A 22,589-nucleotide genomic window follows, 5' to 3' on the forward strand; every position below is an offset into this window, starting at 1 on the left:
TTGGAACACGAGGAGGCGCCAGGTTAAACTGAAGGGACTGACCCCGGAGGAGTTCCGGAGCCAGTCCCTTGCGGCGTAGCTTTTATTTAAGCCGTCCAAGTTTTGGGGTGCAGTTCAACACGCCCGGCGGGGACTTTTTCTATGCCGACCGCCCGACCACCACAAAGGTGCCTGTCCCCTTTATGGTGGTTTTGGTCGGTTAGCCTTCGAGCTGTGCCACCTTGTAGCGGTAGGCAGCGGCGATAACGTCTTTACAACCCTCGCGTCCCAACTTGGCGCGGTTGACGACGATATCCTTGCCGCTCGTCATCTTCCACTTTCCGGCGCTATAGCGCTTATAGAACGCCTCGCGCGCCTTCTGCTGCTGCTTGACCAGCTTGGCGCCTTTCTTTTTATTAAGGCCACGCTTCTTGCGCACGATCTCGACGCGGTCCTCAAAGGGTGCGGTCACCAACACGGCAATGTGGTTGGGGTTGTTACGCAGCAGGTAATCGGACAGACGGCCTTCGATAATGCAGCTCTCAGTCTCGCCCAGATCCAAAATCACCTGGCTCATCTTTTGGAACAGCTTATCCGAGTACGAACGCGCATCGTAGCGGTCGGGCAGAAACGCCATGTTCTCCACGGCCAGGCGCTCGTCGTAGGCAGCCATCTTGTCGAGCGACTCGCCCACGCGCAGCGACGCACGCACCAGCAGCTCGTTATCGTACAGCGGAATCCCCAACTCGTCGGCAAGCATGCGACCAATCTCGTGGCCCTCGGCGCCAAAGTCGCGCGCGATGGTAATGACCACAGGATTCTTCTTGTTCTCCAGATCGCTCATCGCGATTCCTTTCTCTATGTGACAAAGGGGCTGTCCCTTTGCCACATTCTACGCTGCCACCATTCGCCTCTGATATGCGCGAACCAGCAACGAGATACCAAAGTTGAGCACAAAGTACATCGCAAATACCAGGCCGTAGAGCATAAGCACCTGCGACAGGTCGATCGCGTGGGCCATCACGACGTTTGCCGTGTACATGAGCTCGGCCACGTTAATACCCGAAAGATACGAACTGTCCTTGATGACGGTCGTGCACTGGCTAAACAGCGCCGGAATGATCGTCTTAAACGTCTGCGGCAGAATGATGTAGCGCATGGTGGCAAAGAAGCCGAAGCCTTGGCTCTGCGCCGCCTCAAACTGGCCACGCGGAATCGAGTTGAGGCCGCCGCGCACAATCTCGGCCATAACAGCGCTGGTAAACAGCGTAAAGGCGATGGTCGAAATCACAATGTCCAAACCCTGCACCGTAAAGTAGATAAACAGGATCCACAGCAGGTTCGGCGTGCAGCGGAACAGCTCGATATAGGCGCTCACCAAAATACGGAACGGGCGGGGCGCATAGCTCTTAACAAGCGCCAGCACCGTGCCAAAGATGAGCGAGAAAAAAATCGACAGCGCCGAGATCTCGATCGTCTTAACAAAGCCGCCCCAAATGTAGAGCAGGTTGGTCGCGTTGAAGATTTCCATGCGCTAGGCCTCCTCTACGTTGTCGAGCCCCAGCTCGGCCAGGCTCACGCCGCGCGGGCGCTCCTTGGAGCGGCGCTCGAGCCACTGCACCAGCATGGCGAGCGGAAAGCAGATGATGAAGTACATAAGGCAGCAGACGATGTATCCCTGCAGGTAACCGTACAGACTCACAAAGTTGTCGGAACGGTACATAAGGTCGCCGCCGGCCACAAGCGCCAGCACCGACGTGTTCTTGACCAGGTTGAGCGCCTGGTTACACAGCGGCGGCAGAATGATCTTGAATGTCTGAGGCAGCACGATGTACCAGTACGCCTGCGCACGGGTGAAGCCCTGGCTCTGGGCCGCCTCCATCTGACCGCGCGGAACCGCCTCGATACCGGTGCGGATGACCTCCGAAATGTAGGCCGCGTGATACAGGCCCACGCCCAAGAAGCCCAGCACGAACGGCGCGATGCGCACCGGCTGGTCGGCACCGGTTATGGCCTGCAAAAACTGCGGACCGGCCATGTACATAAAGAGCACCTGTACGGGCAACGGGGTGTTCTGGTAAAACTCCACGTACACGCGGCTTATGGCGCGCAGCACGCGCGAGCGAGTGGTAGAGAACACGCCCAGCAGCGTGCCCAGCACCAGCGACAGCAGCAGACCGGCAACGACCACCTGCAGCGTCACGCCAAAGCCCTCCCAGAAGGGCCCCATGTTTTGAAATGTCGTCGACCAGCGGTCGGCGTCAAACAATCCTTCGAGCATTTGATTCCTTCCTTGGACGATGCGCCTATACAAGACCCCAGGTCTTGACCTCTTGGTCGAGCCAGCCATCGGCCAGGCGATCGCAAATCACCTGATCGACCACGGCCGAAAGGTCGCAGCCCTTCTTGGTCGCCACGCCGTAGCCCTGCTCGCCAAACTTGACCTCGGGCTGCAGCAGCTCAACGGTCTCGTTCATGTAACCGGCCAGCGTGGAGCGGTCCATGGCAAAGACGTCGATATTGCCGGCGTCGAGCGAGCTCTTGATGATGGGGTAGCCGCTAAAGGCCCTAAACTCGGGCTTGCAGCTAAAGCCGTTGTCCTTGATCATCTGCTCGATCAGGCCCTGCGTGGTGGCACCTTGGCTCACGCCAATGACCTTGCCATCCAGATCCTCAATCGAGGTAAAGCCCGAACGCTTCTTGACCATGAGTCCCACGTAGTCGGTGCGATACGGCGTCGAGAAATCCCAGCTCTTCTTGCGCTCGTCGGTGATGGTGTAGGTCGCCGCGACCACGTCGAGTTGGCCGTTATCGATCAGCGGGCCGCGTGTCTTGGGCGTTACGTCGGTAAACTCGACAAGCTCCCGGGCGCGGGCCTCCTTGTAGCTCACGCCAAAGACGGCAGCGGCGATCTGGTAGCACAAATCGACTTCCATGCCCTCAAAGCGGCCCTTGGCGGTGTCGTAATAACCGTAGCCGGGAACGTCCTTCTTAACGCCGGCATTCAGATGGCCACGCGACTTGATGGCCGCAAGCTTGGACCCCTTGTCGGAGCCCTCGCCGCTGGTGGAGTTGCCGCAACCGATAAGCGCGGTCCCCGTCAGCGCGAGCATGCCGGCGCCCGCCAGCTGCAAAAAGTGACGGCGCGACACGGCCGCCCTCGTCATATCCGTCATGTCCATCACCGCGCCTAGTGCAGAATCTTGGACAGGAACTCGCGGCAGCGCGGGTTCTCGGGGTTATCGAAGAAGTGCTCGGGTGTGCCCTCCTCCAGGATACGGCCGTCCTCCATAAAGATGACGCGGTCGGCCACCTGGCGCGCAAAGCCCATCTCGTGCGTCACGCAGATCATGGTGATGTCCTCCTGCGCGAGCTCAATCATAACGTCCAGGACTTCCTGGACCATCTCGGGGTCGAGCGCCGAGGTCGGTTCGTCAAACAGGATGATGGGCTGCTTGGTGCACAGGGCACGGGCGATGGCGATGCGCTGCTGCTGACCTCCCGAGAGGTTCTGCGGATACTCGCCGGCCTTATGCGCCATGCCGACGCGCTTGAGCGCGGCGATGGCGATCTCGGTCGCCTCCTCTTTGCTCTTCTTTTGCAGCTTGATGGGCGCCAGCGTCAAGTTGCCCAGTACCGTCATGTTGGGATACAGGTTGAACTGCTGAAACACCATGGAACTATACTTGCGAGCCATTTCCAGGTGATTCTTTTTGGTGAGCGGCGTACCGTCGATGACGACCTCGCCCGATGTGGGCTCCTCAAGATAATCGACACAACGGATGAGCGTCGACTTACCCGAGCCGGAAGGCCCAATCATTACGAGCTTCTCGCCGCGCTTGACGGTGAGGTTGATATCTTTGAGCACATGCAGGTCGCCAAAGTACTTGTTGAGATGCTTAATCTCGATCATGTCTGCCATGAATGTCCCTTCCCTGCGTTTACATGAGTTGAACTATTGTACGGAAAGAACCACGTTTCCGCAGCCCACACTACATTCCCGTAAAGAACCCGCAACCTTCCACCTAGTCATTGGGGACAGACTTAAATGAGTACCTGCTCATTGGGCACTCATTTAAGCCCGTCCCCAATGATTGCCCAGCCCAGCAAAAAGGGGCGCGACCGCAATGGTCACGTCCCCTTAACATCAACTATGTACCGCTCGGCCCTTAAGCCAGCTTTGCTCCGACGATCTTTGCCGCGGCAGGCTTATCGAAGTTGCCGCCGGTGGCCTTGCCGAGTGCTCCCATGACCTGGCCCATCTGCTTCTTGGAAGTAGCGCCCAGCTCGGCGATGACCTGCTCGATCAGGGCCTCGAGCTCCTCGCCCGAAACCTGCGCGGGCAGCAGGCTCTCCAGAATCTCGACCTGCTCGGTCAGGTTGTCGGTACGCTCCTGGTCGGTGCCGGCCTTGATGGACATCTCCAGCGTCTCGCTCGTCTGCTTGATCAGACGCTTGATCATGCTGTTGACGTCTTCCTCGGTCACATCGCGGCGCTCATTGACCTCGATATTCTTCACCTCGGCCTTAACCTGGCGAATGATGGACAGGCGAACCTTGTCCTTGGCCTTCATGGCCGCAATCATTTCCTTCTGCAGCTCTTCGTTGGTCATCTGCGAATCCTCTCTAATAGCGTGGGCGGCACTCACGCGAGCACCGCCCCATGGTTACTCAGTCTTCGACGAATCGTCGGTCGAACTCTTGGTGACGCCCTTCAGACTCACGTTATAGGGTACGTCCTTGGGCATGGGGTTGACGGTGATGTCGGCATCCTTCTTGTACTGCTCCAGCCACTCGCTGTACGCGGTGCTGGCCGCTTGCGTCTTCACCACGTTGGAGACGTACTTTTTGATGTCCTTGGGCACCTGGTTGATGTCATCAACCTGATTATCGACATGGAAGTAGTCGGTGCACTTGATGATGTGGTAGCCATAGGTCGACTCGACGACTTCGCTCACGTCGCCCTTGTTGAGTCCCTCGAGCGCCGTCTGGTAGCTGTCGACGAAAGTGGTGAGCTTATCCCAGCCCACATCGCCCTTCTTCTCCTTGGAACCGGTGTCCTCGGAGTACTGCTCAACGGCGTCCTCAAAGCTCAGCTCACCGGAGTTGATCTTGTCCAGGCACTCCTGCGCCTTGGCCTTGGCGGCAGCCTTGTCCTCGTCGGAAGCGTCGGAATCAACCTTGATCAGGATGTTCGACGAGCGGCGGGCGTCGTTGTAGCTGGACAGATTTTCGTTGATGTAATCGACAATCTCGCTGTCCTTGGGCTTGCTCGTGGGCGCGACGGCATCCTTGAGTTTCTGTTGCGCCAGACTCTCCTTGAGCGAGTCCTTGTAGGTGTCCTCGGTATAGCCGTAGGTCTTGAGGGTCTTCTTAAAGGCCTTGGCTCCGCCCGCGCTCTTGCACGCGTCCTCCCAAGCCTTCTCGACCTCCTCGTCCGACACCGTCACGCCGTTCTCCTTCTGTGCCTGTTGAAGCAGAATCTGCTGCGTGTAGGAGTCGATGAGTTGCTTGCGGTACTTCTTGGGCGTGAGGTCGTTGTCAACCAGATACTGCGCCCAATCCTCATCCTTGGTGTAGCCGTAGGACGTGCGCATGCTCATGATCTGCTTGGTCACGGTGTCCTCGGTAAGGTTGGTGCCGTTGATAGTGGCAGCAACACCGCCGGTCAGCTTGTAGCCCGAGGTGTCCTCAGCCTGCGACATAAGGCCGGAGCACGCCATCGCCGAGACGGAAAGCAGCATCGCCAGCACGCCGATGACCACCAGAACGATCTTGACGGTCTTAGACACGTACGTCTTGCGCTGCTTCTTGCGAGAGCTGGAGGCAGCGCGGGCCTGCTGCTCGGGCGTCGGCGCGGCCTCGGAGTTCTTTTTCTTATTTGCCATAGTTGGCCTTTCGCATAACGAATCGAACAAACGCCATTGTGTCACAACGCAGCCCCCGCGGCACGCTTGGTGCATTGGGGACAGATTAATCTGCACCATTTTGGTGCAAAGGGGACAGATGTGGCACTTGGCAGTTGGACGTTCTTTATGTGCCGACACTTGGGAACTGTCCCTAACTGCCGGCAGAAAAGGAACGTCCCCAAGTGCCGACTCAGCCCCACCTTAGAAGTGGCGGCGGATGGCGTCGACCATGCCCTGGGGCGTGGTCTGGCCGAGCACGTCGGCTGCGGCATCGGCGCCCATAAAGATGTTCATGAGTGCCTGCAGGGCCTCGACCTGGCCGCCCGGCTCGGCGATGCCCAGATTGATGACGATCTGCGCCGGCACCGGAGCGCCCATGCCAGCCATAGCGTTAAATGTCACGGGCGCGGCGGGCTTCACCACCGCGATATAGGGCTTGGCCACAAACCCCGGATCGGTATGCGGAATGGCAATGTTTGCCGCCGGCATAGCGAGACCCGTGGGATAGGCATCCTCGCGCGTGCGGACGGCATCGAGCCAACCGGATGCAATGTAGCCATGTGGTGCAAGCTCGCCCTCAAGCCGCGCGAACACCTCATCCGGCGTCGCACACTCCCAATCAAAAAACACCAACTCAGGCGTAAACAGCGCTTCGTTATTACCAGACATAAGCCGCCTCCTTCTTTTCATTCCCTGTCTTTAGGCCCAATACGGAATATACCTTTTGTATTTGGAACCCGCGTCCTCGTCCTCTTCCTTTATCAATGCCTCTTCCAGGCACTCTTTGATTAGACGAGACATCGCCACCGTGTTTTTCTTTTCATCGGAAAGTCCAAAACGCTCTCGCAGCGACTGATTGCTCATCGACTCACCTTGGGCATACAAAAGACAGGCATGCCAGTACACGGCGTTTTTTCGCTCACTTTTTTTCATTCGAGTATACGGACAGTCGCAATAGAGCGTCACGAGCGTTCCCAGCCCGCCCTCACTCTTGATAACCGGTGAAGGCATGCCGGCTTTTTCGAGCGAATCTACGATTAAATCCCAGCCTGTACCGCCTTCTTCGCAAAGATCCATTTGGCGCATGAGGGACGCTATCATCGAATTTCGCGTTTTCGGCTGGGCGTTGAGCACTCGTTCTGCCGGAATAAGCGTTGTCCCGGGATTAGAGAACTCAATGCGATTGTCGTAAATCGCAACAAGAGGCCCCGCCGTATTGTCAGCAATGTCTTGATGAATCACGGCGTTTGATAGTAACTCGCGAATCGCCCTTTGAGGATAAGCCGTCTGAATACGTCGAAATGCGCCATCCAGTGCCTCAACAGCCGGAATCATCGACATGACCAGCTGTTCAGCCTGTGGAAGCGCCAAAGCGTAGCCCTTGTCGATTTCAGTATCCCCGACAATGTCAAAACTGCCTTTTCCCGCATATCGCACGATTCGCAGCATGCGTTTCCTGAGCTCCGGGTAGCGAGAGAGCTTTTTTCCCACCAGAAGCATTCCCAAGCGCGTCACACTATATCGGCCGTTATCTTGACGACGAATCAGCTCTTGTTCACAAAGAGCAAGCATCACTCCGTCCAAATCGACAGGTCTTCTCAATCTGCACAACTCAAAATACGCATCAACATCTAGTATTTCGGCGACCTCTCGAGATGTCAGATCTCTCTCAACTACAGCGAGCTCCGCGTTCCCTGACTGTAAGCGACGCCACAGCTCCGCCTCTCGTGCACTACCGGGAACCAGTTCTGCCGTCGAAGAGCCCTCTCGAATGTAGGCTGTCTTATCAAAATAGACCGGCTGAGCGCTCGCGGCGTGCACTTTCAACACCACAAAGTGCTTTGTCTCATGATCAATAACCGCAAACTCGTAATTCGCATTGTTTGAGAGCGCAAGCTTGAGCCACATCAAAAGCTCTTGGTTTCCCTTACCCTTTGCGTGATATGGGTTGAACTGGGTGCCCACAAGCTCATGCGTACCGTCGCTCACGCCCCAGATCTTATAGGCATATGCGCGGCCGCAGTAAGCGGCAGCATTGGCAAGCGCCGAGATGTCACGCCCCGTTCTAACGGGATCGCTATTGCCTTCTTTAAATTCAAGCCACTCGGTTTCATCAGGATAACCGACGAGTGAATAAATCAGCTCCATGCCATCTGCTTCACCCATTGAGCCAGCCTCCTTGCGCTCATTTTTGATAACAAAATGTTAAATAGATGATAAATAGAATTATGCGCAATTTAAAGCCGAATGCCAAGTTTTCTGGTCGTTTTCCCAGATAATCTCATGCCGGAAGCTCGGCATTCCACATGAGAGTCGACTACTGTAATTGACAGGCAAGAAGAGCAGCCTATTCAATTCCAGCTAAATCAAGCAGCATAAAGCGCAATAAAAACGGCGGTTAGGCTTCTTCGATATGCCTAACCGCCTTTACAAGCGGGTAATTATTTCACAGGATCCACGGCGACCTTGCCGCTCTCCAGCACGTGGACGCGGCCGTCGGCGAGCATTTGCACGACCTCGGGATACAGCACGTGCTCAATCGCGTGGATGTGCTCCTCGAGCGTGTCGACATCCCAACCTTCCTCGACAGCCAGCGCGCGCTGGGCGATGATGGGGCCGTTGTCGTAGATCTCGTTGGCAAAGTGCACGGTCACACCGGTTACCTTGACGCCGCGCGCAAAGGCATCGTCGATCGCATGCGCGCCGGTAAAGCTCGGCAGCAGTGCCGGATGCAAGTTGACCACGCGGTTGGGAAACGCCGCCAGCAGCGGCGTGTGCACCATGCGCATGTAACCGGCCATGACCACATATTCGCAGCCGCGCTCGAGCAGCTCGTGCGCGATGATCTCGTCGGCGGCGATGGGGTCGGCATAGACATCCTTGGACAGCGTGAGCGTCTGGATGCCCGCGCGCTCAGCGCGCTGCAAACCCTTAGCCGAAGGACGGCTCGACACCACAAGCTCAATCGAAGCGTTGAGCTTGCCGGCGGCGATCAGATCGATCAGCGCCTGCAGGTTGGTACCCGAACCGCTGATGAGCACACCGATCTTGAGCGGCTCGGCCGTATCGGTGCCGGTCGGACGGGTGTAGGGCACAAAGCCCAGGCTCGCGGCAGCAGCCATCTGCTCGTTAGCGCTCATCGGAGTACACGACCTTACCGGAGCCCTCGACGCACTCGCCCACGCGGAACGGCTTCTCGCCCAGCGCGACCAGGGCCTCGGTCACGGCAGCCTCGTCCTCGGGGGCGACGATCAGGCACAGGCCAACGCCCATGTTGAAGGTCTTGCATGCCTCGTTGGGCGCGAGCTCGGCCTGGCGCGACACGTAGGTGATGACGGGCGGAACGTCCCAACCCATCTCGGCGCCGTTGCGGGTGACCACGGCGTCGACGTCGTCGGCGAGCGCGCGGTTGAGGTTCTCGGTGATGCCGCCGCCGGTGATGTGGGCGATGGCGTGCACCGGAGCGCCACCGCGCAGCAGCTCCAGAATCGGCTTGACATAGATGCGCGTGGGGGCCAACAGGGCGTCTGCCAGCGATGCGCCGCCGAGTTCCTCGAGCGGGCGGCTCAGCTCCTCGGCCTTAGCGGCAGCCTCGGGCGTGCCCGGCTTAATACCGTCGACGCCAATGACCTTACGCACGAGCGAGTAGCCGTTGGAGTGCACGCCGGTGGAAGGCAGGCCCAGGATCACGTCCCCGGGGCGGACGTTCGCAGGGTCGAGCATCTTGGGACGGTCGACGACGCCCACGGTAAATCCGGCAAGGTCGTAGTCGGCAGGAGCCATGACGCCGGGGTGCTCGGCCATCTCGCCGCCCACGAGCGCGCAGCCCGCGAGCTTGCAGCCGTCGGCCACACCCTTGATGATCTTTGCCATGTGCTCGGCCTCGATGTGGCCGATGGCAACGTAGTCCAGGAAGAACAGCGGCTCGGCACCCGAAGCCAGAATGTCGTTGACGCACATAGCAACCAGGTCCTGGCCCACCGTCTCGTGACGGTCCATGATCTGGGCGAGCACGAGCTTGGTGCCCACGCCGTCGGTACCGCTAATCAGAATCGGGTCTTCCATATCCTTAAGCGCGGCAGCCGAGAACAGGCCACCAAAGCCACCGATGCCGCCGATGACCTCGGGACGGTTGGTGTCCTTAACCATCTGCTTAATAGCGTCAACGGCGCGGCCGCCCTCGGCGGTATCGACGCCGGCATCCTCATACGTCACATGCTTGCTGTCGCTCATCTGAGCCTTCCTCTCCCACTACCGTCCGCCGCCCGGGCGCCAAACGGTGCTCATAGTTGCGTTCATTTCGGCGCGTGCCATAACAGCACGCGCCGTCATATCAACAAAACAGCAGGTAAAACCTACCAAAATAAACCTGTCCCTTTTTGGCATGTTTTAGGCCTCGCCGTGTTCCTCTTCCCAGCTGCGATCGTCGTATTTCTCGACCACGGCGTCGTCATCAAAGTGCAGCGGCTTGTCCAGGTTGCGGGGCTTAAAGCCCTCCATGAACTTGTCGCGGCCAAAGCTCTCGGGAATCGCCACGGGGTAGCGGCCGGTAAAGCACGCATCGCAGTAACCGCCCTTGGGCATGACCTTAAGCAGGCCCTCGACCGAAAGGAAGGCCAGCGAATCGGCGCCGATATACTCGCAAATCTCGTCGACCGTCTTGTTGGCGCTGATAAGCTGCGACTGCACGTCGGTATCGATGCCGTAGAAGCACGGCCAGATGACCTCGGGCGAGTTGATGCGGATATGAATCTCCTTGGCGCCGGCGTTGCGCAGCATCTTGACGAGCTGCACCATGGTGGTGCCGCGCACGATGGAGTCGTCGATGACGACCAGGCGCTTGCCCTCGATGTTGTCACGCAGCGGGTTGAGCTTCATACGCACGCCCATGGCACGCAGCTCCTGCGTAGGCTCGATAAACGTACGGCCCACATAGCGGTTCTTGATGAGGCCCTCGCCAAAGGGAATGCCACTCTCGTGCGAATAGCCCTCCGCGGGCGGCAGGCCGGAGTCGGGCACGCCGATGACCAGGTCGGCCTCGACGGGCTCCTCATGTGCCAGCTGACGACCCATGTCATAACGGCAGGCGTAGACGCTCTTGCCGTTCATGATGGAATCGGGGCGAGCAAAGTAGACCTGCTCAAAAATGCAGTTAGCAGGCTCTTCGGCGGCAGGCACGCCCTGCTCGGACACAAGGCCCTCGGCGCTGATGCGCAAAATCTCACCGGGACGGACGTCGCGGACGTACTCGGCGCCCACGATATCGAGCGCGCAGGTCTCGGAGGCAACGACCCAGCCGCCGGCGCGCGTGACATGGGTGGTGGCGTCGACCGTCGCGGCGCCGTCCTGCGACGGTAGCTGCGAAACGGATGCGGCATCGGCCTGGTCCAGGCCCTCATCCACCAGCTTGCCCAGCACGAGCGGGCGAATGCCGTGCGGATCGCGGAATGCGTAGAGCGCCTGCTCGTTGATGAGCGTCATGGCGTAGCCGCCGCGCACGAGCTCCATGGTCTTGCGAATGCCCTCGCGCAGATGGCCAGTACGCTGAGTAAAGTAGCCGATGAGTTTGGTCGCGACCTCGGAATCCGAGTTGGAGAGGAACGGTACGCCCAGCTCGATCAGCTGGCGACGCAGCTCGTCGGTGTTGACGAGGGTGCCGTTGTGCGCGAGCGCGATAATGACGCTATTGATGGTAGAGAGGTGCGGCTGAGAGGCTTCCCAGCTCTTGGCGCCGGCGGTGCCGTAGCGCACATGACCCACGGCCAGCTGACCGGAGAGCGTCGACAAGTCGGCATTGGAGAACACGCGGTCGAGCAGGCCCAGATCCTTGCGGACCATAACCGTACCGCCGTCACCAACGGCGATTCCCGCCGATTCTTGGCCGCGATGCTGCAGTGCACGCAGGCCAAAGTACGTCAGTCGAGCCACGTCGCGATCGGGCGCCCAGACACCAAAAACGCCGCATTCCTCATGCAGCTGGTCAGAGTCCGGATCATACGTCGACATGGCGTTCACCTGTCCCGCGGCACGCTCGGCCGCGCGGATGGTTTCTTGAGACATGGCATCCCCTCAGAGCCTCGTATTTTGGCGTTACCCGCCTTATTATACGCACGGCGCGACGCGCTCCCCCGCGCATGAGCAGCGCTTTTTAAAAGCCCACCGAGCTTATTATCCGTTTTGCGACCAAACATTTTATTGGGTAGTCCACTCTCAGGGGCAACGGCCTCGAAGACTTCCCGTGCGCCGTGTCTCGCCCGCGCTAGGGACTACATTGTTGCAATTGGGACGTTCGTCCTGTCTTTTAGCTGGTCGTCGGCGTATCCTTGTAGACTACTACAAGACGAGAAAGGTAGCGTATGGATCGAAATCAACTCGACCCCAGTGTCCCCAGCACCACGGAGGCCAAGAAGATCCCCCTTATCATCAAGGTCTACGCAGTCCTGTGCACCCTATCTGGCGTGGGCACGCTCCCGTCAGTCGCCGTCTTTATGTGGCAGGTCATCACCGCACTCATTAACGGCAACGTCGCCGCTAAGCTCGGTGATAACACCCTGGTCGCGGTTGGCCTTATCGTCGCCGGCATTATGCTCTCGGTGGCAAGCGCGATCATCTTGATCGTCTTTGGCCTGGACCTCATCAAGGACCAGCGGCGCAATGCCGCCCGCCTGTCTTACGTCCTCATCGCATTTACCGTCGTGGAGCTTTTAGTTGACGTGATGCTCCAGGGCATCGGACCCTTCCTGCTGCGCCCCGCCGTCCAGCTTGTCATCCTCATTGCGCTGTCGGCCACCGTCGACCCCACGCTACGCCAGGAGCGCGAACTGCAGCGCCGTCTGCAAGAGATGCTCGACCGCGATGCCGCCGCCGAGGGGATGCTCGGCCGCGACGAAACCGGCGAGGGCTACATCAAGCTCAACTACTTCAACCTGTTCTGGGTATTCTTCGTCTGCAGCGTGTTAGGTCTCATTCTCGAGGAAGTCTGGCATATGGTCGTCGTCGATCCCGGCGTCTATCAGGACCGTGCCGGTATGCTATTTGGCCCCTTTAGCCCCATCTACGGATTTGGCGCGGTGCTCATGACCATGGCGCTCAACCGCTTCTATAAAAAGAATCCTCTGATCATTTTCCTGGTAAGTGCCCTGATCGGCGGCGCTTTCGAGGTGTTTGTAGGCTGGTTTATGCAGACCTCATTTGGCGTGGTGTCGTGGAGCTATTCACACATTAGGCTATTCGGCATGCCCGATCCCATCGCGGTATTGACCGGGGGACGCACATGCACGCCGTTTGCCTGCATGTGGGGCCTGGGTGGCCTCATCTGGATCAAGGTCTTGCTGCCGCGCCTGCTTAAGCTCATCAATATGATTCCATGGAAACGCCGCTACTCTGCTACCGTCATCCTGACCGCCGTCATGTTGATCGACGGCGTCATGACGTTGCAATCGCTCGACTATTGGTATCAGCGCGTCAACGGAACCGTTCGAAATATTCCCGTCGCACAGTTCTATGACAAGCATTTCGATAACGAATATATGGAGAACCGTTTTCAGAGTATGACCATGAGCCCCAAGGACGCCACACGCGTGTAGCAAACGCCAGAGCAAAATAGCTCCAACACATCAAAGCCCGCTGGCAGATCTACATGAACTGCCGGCGGGCTTTCGCTATAGACAGACTCGGATTGCCGACGAGGCCTTACGCCTCGCGCTCGACCTCGCTCACACACTCATTTTTGATGGTACCGACGAGTGCCTGCAGCGCATCGACCACATGCGGGCGAATGTCTCCGCCAATGAGCACGAGCATGATGTCGTCGCCCACGGCAAGCTCGCCGCTCGCCAACCACACGCGCACGTAGCCGATACCCGGCATCGCGCGCGTTGCCTCGATAGCGGCCTGCACCTTATCGGCATCGAAGCCAAACACCATGCCGCCCACCTTGTGGCCTGGCACCACACCATCTGTCTCGACCCCACGCACCTCGGCCTTGGGCGTCGCACGCACCACGCCGTTGTGTGTCAGGTACATCCCACAATCAGCCGCCGAAACATCGGCCTTGGCTTCGCGCAGCCAAGCATCAACCGAAGGCATCGATTTGCCACTTTCAAGCATCATTTCTCCTTTTTACCGTCGTCGAGTAGCTCATTTGGGACGGGGCTCTTTTAGCTACTCTCAACAATTTATTCCTCGACCGGCGTGAGCACCATGACTGCGCGCGTATTGCTAAATGACAGCGAACGGCAGGTCACAAGCGTTACGACCTTGGTTGCCGAAGCGGCACGATCGGTGGCATCGCTCGCCACGGCAGAGGCACCGTCGAGCATCTCGGACAAATAGTTCTTCAGTCCGTCATCGCCCTCAAAGTTGGGCGTGCGCGCCTTGGCATACGTGTCCTCGACCACCTTGGTCGCCAGCGGGCGCAACTTATACGTCGCATCGCGCGTGATGTAGTACACGTATTCCATGCTGTCGAACGTCGCCTGATCGGTCGTATCCGAAATCACGTTGAACATCGATCCGTCATTCATGTGATGACCGTAAATCGTGGTCTGCTGATCCACCATGCCCGGCGCGGTGTCGTCGCTATCCAAGAAGATGGCTCCCGAGGCATTGGCGGTGCCGTCGAACAGCGTGTTGAGGTACTTGGAGTTGTTGTTGGTCTGCACCACGGGGTAGTTGATGTTGGTGCCGGGTGCGTAAATCCAACCCACAACCTCGGGATTTGTCTGGGCAAGCGCATTGAAGTCGATAACCGGCACGCCGCTGGCGTCCTTGTCGCTCACATATTGCTTTTCGATTTTTTGATATGACTCGCTCGCCTGCTTGTAGCCAATCTGCGCGTTGATAAAGATGGCGGCCGCAGCAACGATCAGGCCAATGCCGATGATGATGAGCAGAATGGGAATGACGGAGCGGCGCTTTTTGCGCGGCGGCTCAGTATAGCTCGATGGCGCGGCATGCGCCGAAGAGCGAGGTGACTTCTTGGCCGTGCTGTATGACGAAGGGCGATATGCAGTAGGTGCATCCTGACGACGATGCTTCGCCGGCGTCACGGGACGCGGCGCGCGTGGCTGCTGAGGAGAGGATATCCGACCCTGCTGCGGCACGCGGGCTGCTCCCGACTTGGCTGGATCGGGAATCCGAGAAGCCGAAAAACGCTTTCCCTGATAGTCGGACATGGCTCTCCTTATGCTACAAATGGACTGGCAGAGCGCTTAGGCGTCAGCCATCTCCTGCTTCATCTTCTCGATAACCTTGCGGTACTCGGGGTCGCATGCGCCCAGAATCTGCGTGGCGTAAATGGCAGCGTTCTTGGCACCGTTGATGGCCACACAGGCAACGGGCACGCCCGAAGGCATCTGTACCATCGACAGCAGCGAGTCCATACCGCCCAGATCGCTCGTCTTCATAGGCACGCCGATGACCGGCAGCGGCGTAAACGCAGCCACGACACCGCCCAGGTGAGCAGCCTTGCCGGCGGCAGCGATAATTACCTTGATGCCGCGGTCGGCAGCAGTCGAGGCCCACTCATGGACCTTCGCCGGCGTGCGGTGCGCGCTTGCAATCACGAGCTCATAGGGCACGCCCAGCGCCTCGAGCTCGGCGGTGCAACCTTCCATAACGCCCAAATCGGACTTGGAGCCCATGATGATCCCGACAACCGGCTTCTGATCTGCCATAAACAAAGACCTCCTGTTGAGAGCGGTGACGCGGCGAATCCGCGACCCTTAACTACTGAGAGTAGTATAGCTGCTCCCGTCCCTGCGGTCTCTGTGGCGCTTCGCGGGCGGGCCAGGCTCTATCTGAACGACTTTGCGAAGCAACCGGAGTGAAGATAAAGCCTGGCCCGCCCGCGAAGCGCCCTGCGACCTACCGGATATTGCCATGACGTACGTTGGCTGAAATAATAAAGCAATGCCCGCCGTCCTTGACGGAGCGGCGGGCACGTTTGCTTAGTTGTCGCTGGGACTACTTAGCCTTGCTGCGACGATGGAAGAAAGCGCCGATCGCGGCGATGATGGCGCCAAGACCACCGACGGCCGCGACGGTCGCCGCCGTCTGGTCGCCGGTATTGGGGATCGCCGAACCGCTCTTCTTGCTGCCCTGGGCCTTGTCGCCTGCGGGCTTGCCCGCCTGGTTGCCGCCGTTTGAGCCATTGCCGGAACCCTGGTTGCCCGAGCCGCCCTGGTTGCCGGAATCGGCATCCTTGAGGCTCTCAATGGCCAGCTTGAGCTGGTCATAGGCCGCCTGGAGCTGGATGTCGGAAGCATTCTCATCACCCAAGACGTCCTCGGCGTAGGTAATGGCATCCGTCAGGGCCTTGACAGACTCGTCCGTCTTGCCCCTGGTGTCAGTCTCCTTCGCCTGCTTGACCAAGGCCTTGAGCTGCTTCTTGGTCGGGTTCTCGACCGGGGTCACCGGAGTCTTCTCAAGCGCGTCGCGAGCACTCTCGAGTGCCTTGAGTGCCTGGTCGACCTCGTCCTGCGTGGCGTTCTCGTCGTTCAGGATGGCGCGGGCGCTCGCCAAGGCGTTCTGGAACGCGGTCCAGGAAGCCTCGGTGTAGTCGCTGGCCTTAAGGTCGCCGGCTGCAACCTCGGCATCAACCTTTTCAATCGCGGCAGTGAGGTCGTCCTTCGCCACCGGATTAGGAACGGCCGTACCGTAGAACTTGAGCTCCGCCATGCTGCAGTAGGCGTCAACGCTGCCACCGCCGGCGTGGAGCACCTTGACGGTCACGTAGCGACCGCGCGCGGCACCAAAGCTCATCTGCTTCCAGTCGCCACGGTCGGTGAGCACGCGGCCGTCGTTGTCGAAGGTAAACGTACCCATCGACGTGGCGGTGCCCATCTCATAACCGTCGGCGGTGTCGGAAACCAGCACCTCGGCCTCAAAGATATCGCCGTTCGTGCCGCCGTCCTGGCGCGGCAGGAACGTGACGTCGGTGAGATCGTAGTCGCGGCCCAGGTCGACGGTCAGGTACTGGGGCATACCGGCCTTATAGGCCCAGTCGCTGTGCCAGAGCGTCTGCTCATCGCCGTCAAGAGCGTTGACGGCGTTGCTGCCCTCATAGTCGGCCTCGCTCGAGAAGCCGGTCACCTTGACGTTCTCGCGGTTCTCGGGCGTGTTGATGAGGCTCTTCTCATCGACGGGGCGCATCTTGAGGCCGTCGATTGCCTTCTCGATCTTGGCCGTGGCGTCTGCGACATCCTTCTTGCTATAGCTGCCCTGGCCGCCATCGAGGAGCTTCTGAGCCGCCTCGACCGCAGCGGTGAGGGCTGCATAGGAATCCTTGGTGTAGACGGACTCGCTGTAGCCCGCGGCCTTGGAAAGCGCTGCCATGAGCGCAGAGGTGTCGACACCAGCCTTGACCTCGACCTCATAGGATGCGGTCTTGGAGGGATCGAGCACCGACGCCACCGTGATCGTTGCCTTGCCGGCCTTGTTGGCGCGCAGGTAGTAGCTCACGCTATCGCCGGCCTGGACAGCGGAGACGCTCACCACAGAAGGATCGGAGCTCTCGACCGTCACATAGGGGTAGCCGGCGCTCTCGGGCGTGGCCTTGGCGTCGACGAGCGTCACATCGCCCTCGAAGAACTCGGTCTGGTTCTTGCCCAGTTCGACACCCTCGATGGCCTCGACACCCTGTGTGTAGTTGAAGTTGATCTCGCGCAGCGTGAGCATCTGGTCACCCGATGCCTCAAGCGGCGTGATCTCGACCTTGGTCGCCTTCTTGCCCTTGTTCTCGGCAGAGAGGCCAAAGGCGTAGCGAGCCTGATAGGAATCAAAGCTTCCTCCCGAGAACTCCTGGGTCGAGCCGTCCTCGAACGTCACGACGGACTTAATCTTCTGCACGGTGCCGTTGCCACCGTTGCGGTTAACGACCTCGACGCTATCGAGTTTCGACGGCGTCTTGAAGGCGAACGTCATCGTGGCGGGCAGCTTGACGTAGGTCGGCATCTTGCCGTCGATCCAGTTGGGCCCATAGTTCCACAGGAACTCGAAGTCGTTGCCGCCCTCATTGTTGTCGAACAGTCCGTCATAGCTCTTCTGCTGGATGAGCTTCTCGACGTTGGTGCCGTCGTCGGTGGGGAGCTCGTCGTTGGTCATCGTGATGTCAAAGGCGTCGCGGCCGTACTCGGACTTGGTGGGCTGCGGGACACCGGGCATCGTCACGGTGCCATCACTCACGAACTCGAGCGCGTCGCACGCCGGGCCGACGAGCCAAGACGTCGAGGGCAGCTCGACCTTGCCGGCCGTCTTAGCCTTGAGTTTAAAGCTCGCGACCACACCAGTACTGTTGAAGAGCTTGGCGTCGCCGCGGTTGGCGAAGGCCAGGTTGATGGTCTGGTGGCCATCCGTGAACTGCACTTTCTCGCGCGAGAGGTTCTCCATGCCCGCCGTCGACGCATCCTGCGCGATGCTCTCGGAGACATACTCGAACTGGTCGCTGTTGAAGTTGACGAGCGCACCGAGCGCGTTTATGTTCTCGGCGTCGGTGGCGTAGACGTCGACCGTGATCTCGTCGCCGGCCTCGACCTCCATCTTGCTCGGGATCACCGCGAGGGTGCCAGCAGCCTTGCCCTTTTGCTTGGTGCCGCCGTCGAGCGCCGCCATGGTGAAGGAGTAGTCGTACACGTCGTAGACGCCGTTGCCGTTGAGGTCGGCGAAGTGGGCGCGGATCTGGGAGTCGAACGTCGAGGTGTCGGGCTCGCGGTTCTCAAGACCCAGGTAATTCTTCATGTTGGAGTAGTCGCCGTCGGAGACCGTGGCCTTGTTGAGGTTGGAGCCCACAGCGAAGCCGTCCGTGCCGTCGGTCTTGTAGATGGCGATCTCGGAGGCGGAGAAGAAGTTGCCCACGGACGCGAGCGGCGTCATACGCACGTAGCGCGCGGCCACGGCGCCGTCGAACGCCACCGTCTTGCAAGCGGCGGAGCGCTCCCAGTCGACCTCCTGCGTCGTCCAATGCACGCCGTCGAGGCTCGTCTCGATGCGCATCTTGGTCACAGTGCCGTTACCGGCATCATCGCGCGGATAGTACTCGAGCTTGTCGAGCTTGTAAGCGCGACCGTAGTCAACGGTAAGCGCCTTGCCCAGATCGTTGCCACCGGAGTGGAAACCGCCGTCGCCCGACTGGAACTCATGGTCGAAGGCGAGTTCGGCCTTATGGCTACCGTAGAGCGAGCCCTCCCAAGTGATTTCCTCGGCCTCAGGCACGTTCCGCCACGGGTCGAGCGCAGAGTTCGCCTCAAGCACGTCGCTCCATGCGGAGTAGCCATCGGCGTTGCGCGAACGAATCTGGTAGGTATGCTTGCTGTTGTAGGCAAGATCGGTATGCGTGAATTCTGCCGCATCGCCCACGGCGAACACAGTGCCGTCTACCTTAAGGTCGTAGGAGGTAGCACCATCGACCTTCCCCCAGGTGAGCTTAATGCTCGTGGGGGTCGTGGCGTCCTCGGGGGCAGCAAGGTTCGCGGGTGCGGAGAGGTTCTCGTTGAAGCGGTCGGCCGCGAGCGTGGCATCGGCGTTCACGAAATCGCCCAGTTCGAGCGTCTGCGCTGCCGTGGCGACATCGGTCTTCGCGAACTTGACGTAGACCTTGGGATTCGTGGTGATCTTGGTGTTGTTGAAGCTCTCGCCCTGCTCTGCCTCGGTGCTGCCTGCGTCGCTACCGTAGTGGTTGAGGTTGGGGGTCTCGTTGTAGAAGTAGACCGCCTGGCCGGCCTCGGGGGTCGCGGCGTCAAAGGCCTCCTGCGAGTCGACCTCAACCACGTTGAGCGCGGATCCGCCGTTCTTGGCGGAGACGCTCGTGGGCTTGGCGGAGACGTTGGCCACAAAGGTCGTGGTGCGGTTGGAGTCGTAGCCGCTGTAGCCGCCCTGCGATGCCTCGGCGGTAAAGGTCGCCGTGCCGCCCACCACGCTCGACTTATAGACGGTGCTCACATGCTCACCGTAGGAAATATTGTCGATTGTGCCGTAGGAATCGTCCTCGGTCGTGTTGTTCTCGATGGAGGAGCCGTCATCCTCGTACTGCGTAAAGCTGCCCTCACCCTCGGTGGCGAAGAACTCGACGATACGCTGGCTGCGATTGGTGCCCTTGGTGTTGGTCTCGGTCACAGCCTCGGGGTTGTTGTTCTCGGCGTACATCGGCACGATGGCGTTGGCCTTAACAAAGAGTGGCAGCTTCCAAAGCGGAGCCTCGTAGTTGTTGAGGACCTGACCGCCGCGGTACTGCTTGCCCGAGAAGTAGTCAATCCAGATGGTGGGATTCTCGTCGGTACCGTAGTTGGGCAGGTAGATACCGTTGCGGACATCGTTGCCGTTCTCATCTGCCTGGGTATCCTGATACACCGGTGCCACCAGGAAGTTCTCACCGAACATGTACTGGTACTGCGTCGAGGTGCTTGCGGCGTACTCGGAGTTGTCGGAAAGCAGCATGGCGCGGATCATGGGAAGGCCGGTATCGCCGTTGCCCGTGTCGATGTTGGCCGCCGAGGCCGCGCTCGTGTAGATATAGGGCATGAGTTGTGCTTTGAGCTTGAGATAGAAGCGCGAGATGCCCGTGTATGGATCGCCGTGCGTCATGGGCGACTTGCGGTAGGTGCCCCAACCGTCCATGTCAAGCATAGAGGGCGTGAATGTCTTCCACTGGTAGTCGCGAGCGGAGATGATGGGATCGCCACCAAAGATGCCGTCCATATCGGAGCCGATGTTGGGGTTGCCCGAGAGGCTCTGGCCGATATACGTGGGGATATGGAAGCGAATGTACTCCCAGTTACCGCCGTACTGGTCGCCGGTCCAGATGCCGCCAAAGCGCTGCGTGCCGGCCCAGCCGTCAAGCGTGATGATGTTGGGGCGCTTGTTGGCGCCGGTGGTCACGGTGTCATAGGCCGTCTTGATGCCGTTGAGGCCAAAGGAGTAGCCGGAGCCGACCCAAGCGACGTCGGTCTTGAGCGTGGTGATGCCACCAGTCTTAACCTCAGAATCGAAATCGCGCAGCAGATGCCACGGGGTCTCGGAGTTGCTATCGGGCTCGAGGTTCGACTGGGTCCAGAGACCGGTGCTCACGCCCTTGGAGTTGGCATACTCGGTGAACTTCTTAAGATTGTCGACGTTGGCGCGCACGGCGTTGAGGCGCTCGGCAGAACTCGTTCCGTCGGAGTTGACGCCGCCGGTCTTGTAGTAACCGTTCTGGCCGTAGCCAGCACCGTAACCGTCGTTCGGCAGGAACCAGCCGAGCGGCATGTCGTTGTCCTCGTAGTCATCGATAACCTGCCGGGCGGAGAACTGGCGGTCGAAATCGGTCGCCTTCATGTTCTCGGTATCAACCGTAGGGCCCTCACCGTTGAGCGTCTCGGCCGCAAGCGTGCCGTCGAGCTTGTAGCCCGTCGACATGCCGGACTCGTATTTAACGTCGCCCTTCTCACTCGAGGACTTGCTGCCCTTGGTCTCCCACTTCTTTTGACCCGAGGTCGTTGACCAGCCATCACGGTTATAGGCATTAAGATGACCCAGGTAGAAACCGTACTCGGGCAGCAGCACCGGATTGCCGGTCACCTTGTAGTAGTCCTGCAGCATCTCGGTTGCCACGTTCGAGGCGCCCTCGTTGGTCGCCACGAAGTAATAGGCATCAAACTCATTCTCGCTGTGCAAAGTCGTGACCGTCGATGAGTCCGTGGAACCGAAGTCGTAGGAACCCTCTGCAAACGTGTTTCGGAGCACGCCGTAGCCGTCGCTCGTCCAATAGAACGGGTTGGGCGAGGCAACGCCGCCATCGGTCCAGTTGTTAGTGTTGGAGATGGCGATGGTCTGGTTGGTGTGCAGGAAGCGGCCGTTCTGGGTGCCGCCGCCAAAGAAGTTCTCGGACTTCTCCTTGGCGAGCGTCTGGACGGTACCCTTCTTATCAAGGTCGAGGGGCGCAGACTCAGAAACCACGCCACGGTCGCCTGACTTGATACTCATCTTGCCAGTCGCCTTGTCCAGGATCACGGTCGCCTTTCCGCCGGTGATCTCGATAGTGTCGCCCTTGTCGGCAACCGTCGCACTCGGCTTGCTGTAGGTGTCCGAGGTATCGGGCTGAGCCTGGATCTTAGCCGTGTGGGACTTACTGCGCGGCGTGGCGTACTCGGAAAACTCACCCTTGGGGTCGACGTTATAACGGAAAATACCGTCCTCGAGGAACGTAATACGGCCCTTGATGCCGTCAGCGAAATCGATGTCGACGACGTTCGAGGCAGACTGAGACACGGTCGCTGAGTCGACACCCTTGAGTGGCGTGGCAATCGCCTGCTGGGGATTGGCAAACACAAGCGTCGCTGCAGTGGCAACGAGGACCGCGCTTCCCTTCACCCACCGTTTCGTAAAAATGGAATTCCTACACACCTGGACTCCTTTCCTCCGACATGCGGAAGTGTCGCGGACGCACGCCCTGCAGCATGGCGCACGCATCAAACGGGAGGGGTGTTCGGTACATTCCGTGCAGTGGGCCCACCCGTTACCAAGTGGTCAACTGATAGTAACCAGATATCCACCTATTAGGTTGAGTCAGCATACAGGAGCAGTTGCGCAACCAAGTTCGGAATTCTCCTAGTGGTATTAAAATGAGCGTCAATGGCAAAGTGGGCTTAATAAGCCACACCAATTGGTTCTTCTCCCAAATATCAATTAAGCAAAAATGTACTGTTTATCTGGTATTACACAGACCAT

The 22,589-nt window shown here is 59.3% G+C and carries 18 protein-coding genes; 2 read left to right on the top strand and 16 right to left on the bottom strand.

The annotated features are described in order from the left end of the window. Positions 1–79: IS3 family transposase (locus tag I4W07_RS09280; protein ID WP_196026061.1), on the top strand; the 79-nt coding region annotated here is incomplete at its 5' end. Between the two features lie 120 nt (positions 80–199). Here the strand turns inward: I4W07_RS09280 and I4W07_RS07340 are convergent. The 12 genes from I4W07_RS07340 to I4W07_RS07395 all read right to left on the bottom strand — a co-directional run bounded on the left by I4W07_RS07340 (position 200) and on the right by I4W07_RS07395 (position 11,948). Further along, positions 200–823: a cytidylate kinase-like family protein gene (locus tag I4W07_RS07340; protein ID WP_196026140.1), complete on the bottom strand. Its 624-nt coding sequence runs from the start codon at positions 821–823 to the stop codon at positions 200–202. A gap of 48 nt (positions 824–871) precedes the next feature. After that, entirely contained in the window at positions 872–1,510 is a 639-nt protein-coding gene (locus I4W07_RS07345; RefSeq protein ID WP_006235796.1) for an amino acid ABC transporter permease, read from the bottom strand. A gap of 3 nt (positions 1,511–1,513) precedes the next feature. Next, positions 1,514–2,260, bottom strand: coding sequence for an amino acid ABC transporter permease (locus I4W07_RS07350; RefSeq protein WP_035136546.1), 747 nt, complete (start codon positions 2,258–2,260; stop codon positions 1,514–1,516). Between the two features lie 25 nt (positions 2,261–2,285). Beyond that, a complete protein-coding gene (locus I4W07_RS07355) occupies positions 2,286–3,161 on the bottom strand; it encodes a transporter substrate-binding domain-containing protein (protein WP_196026142.1) in 876 nt (291 codons plus the stop codon). Positions 3,162–3,169: 8 nt separating this feature from the next. Next, positions 3,170–3,901 carry an amino acid ABC transporter ATP-binding protein gene (locus I4W07_RS07360; RefSeq protein ID WP_022094215.1) on the bottom strand — a complete coding sequence of 244 codons (732 nt, stop codon included), beginning with the start codon at positions 3,899–3,901 and terminating at the stop codon, positions 3,170–3,172. A 247-nt stretch (positions 3,902–4,148) separates the two neighbouring features. Then, on the bottom strand, positions 4,149–4,592 hold the full coding sequence (locus I4W07_RS07365; protein WP_196026143.1) for a GatB/YqeY domain-containing protein: 444 nt from the start codon (positions 4,590–4,592) through the stop codon (positions 4,149–4,151). Between the two features lie 54 nt (positions 4,593–4,646). After that, positions 4,647–5,867 (bottom strand): peptidylprolyl isomerase, encoded by a 1,221-nt coding sequence (locus I4W07_RS07370; protein ID WP_196026145.1) that lies wholly within the window; start codon positions 5,865–5,867, stop codon positions 4,647–4,649. A gap of 222 nt (positions 5,868–6,089) precedes the next feature. Continuing rightward, positions 6,090–6,557, bottom strand: coding sequence for a PTS sugar transporter subunit IIA (locus I4W07_RS07375; RefSeq protein ID WP_195246382.1), 468 nt, complete (start codon positions 6,555–6,557; stop codon positions 6,090–6,092). A gap of 30 nt (positions 6,558–6,587) precedes the next feature. After that, positions 6,588–8,054 carry an ATP-binding protein gene (locus I4W07_RS07380; protein ID WP_196026147.1) on the bottom strand — a complete coding sequence of 489 codons (1,467 nt, stop codon included), beginning with the start codon at positions 8,052–8,054 and terminating at the stop codon, positions 6,588–6,590. 275 nt (positions 8,055–8,329) lie between these two features. After that, positions 8,330–9,028 (bottom strand): phosphoribosylglycinamide formyltransferase, encoded by a 699-nt coding sequence (gene purN, locus I4W07_RS07385; RefSeq protein WP_195544076.1) that lies wholly within the window; start codon positions 9,026–9,028, stop codon positions 8,330–8,332. Beyond that, positions 9,018–10,121 (bottom strand): phosphoribosylformylglycinamidine cyclo-ligase, encoded by a 1,104-nt coding sequence (purM, locus tag I4W07_RS07390; RefSeq protein ID WP_117655823.1) that lies wholly within the window; start codon positions 10,119–10,121, stop codon positions 9,018–9,020. Before purM ends, purN begins: the two co-directional genes overlap by 11 nt. 156 nt (positions 10,122–10,277) lie before the next feature. After that, positions 10,278–11,948, bottom strand: a complete 1,671-nt coding sequence (locus I4W07_RS07395; protein ID WP_148331751.1) for an amidophosphoribosyltransferase — start codon at positions 11,946–11,948, stop codon at positions 10,278–10,280. A 296-nt stretch (positions 11,949–12,244) separates the two neighbouring features. On the opposite strand from I4W07_RS07395, the gene I4W07_RS07400 reads away from it, so the two are divergent. Further along, positions 12,245–13,474 carry a putative ABC transporter permease gene (locus I4W07_RS07400; RefSeq protein WP_196026149.1) on the top strand — a complete coding sequence of 410 codons (1,230 nt, stop codon included), beginning with the start codon at positions 12,245–12,247 and terminating at the stop codon, positions 13,472–13,474. Between the two features lie 106 nt (positions 13,475–13,580). Here the strand turns inward: I4W07_RS07400 and I4W07_RS07405 are convergent, their stop codons facing one another. The 4 genes from I4W07_RS07405 to I4W07_RS07420 form a co-directional block, all read right to left on the bottom strand. Beyond that, positions 13,581–13,997: a molybdenum cofactor biosynthesis protein MoaE gene (locus tag I4W07_RS07405; protein ID WP_196026151.1), complete on the bottom strand. Its 417-nt coding sequence runs from the start codon at positions 13,995–13,997 to the stop codon at positions 13,581–13,583. 68 nt (positions 13,998–14,065) lie between these two features. Then, positions 14,066–15,064, bottom strand: a complete 999-nt coding sequence (locus I4W07_RS07410) for a class B sortase (protein WP_196026153.1) — start codon at positions 15,062–15,064, stop codon at positions 14,066–14,068. A 36-nt stretch (positions 15,065–15,100) separates the two neighbouring features. Further along, the gene (gene purE, locus I4W07_RS07415) at positions 15,101–15,565 is read right to left on the bottom strand and encodes a 5-(carboxyamino)imidazole ribonucleotide mutase (protein ID WP_006235810.1); all 465 of its coding nucleotides are present in this window, start codon (positions 15,563–15,565) and stop codon (positions 15,101–15,103) included. A 289-nt stretch (positions 15,566–15,854) separates the two neighbouring features. Next, the gene (locus tag I4W07_RS07420; protein WP_195644883.1) at positions 15,855–22,232 is read right to left on the bottom strand and encodes a discoidin domain-containing protein; all 6,378 of its coding nucleotides are present in this window, start codon (positions 22,230–22,232) and stop codon (positions 15,855–15,857) included. Positions 22,233–22,589: the final 357 nt, after the last annotated feature.

The sequence above is a fragment of the Collinsella aerofaciens genome (assembly GCF_015670745.1).
GTDB lineage: Bacteria > Actinomycetota > Coriobacteriia > Coriobacteriales > Coriobacteriaceae > Collinsella > Collinsella aerofaciens_T.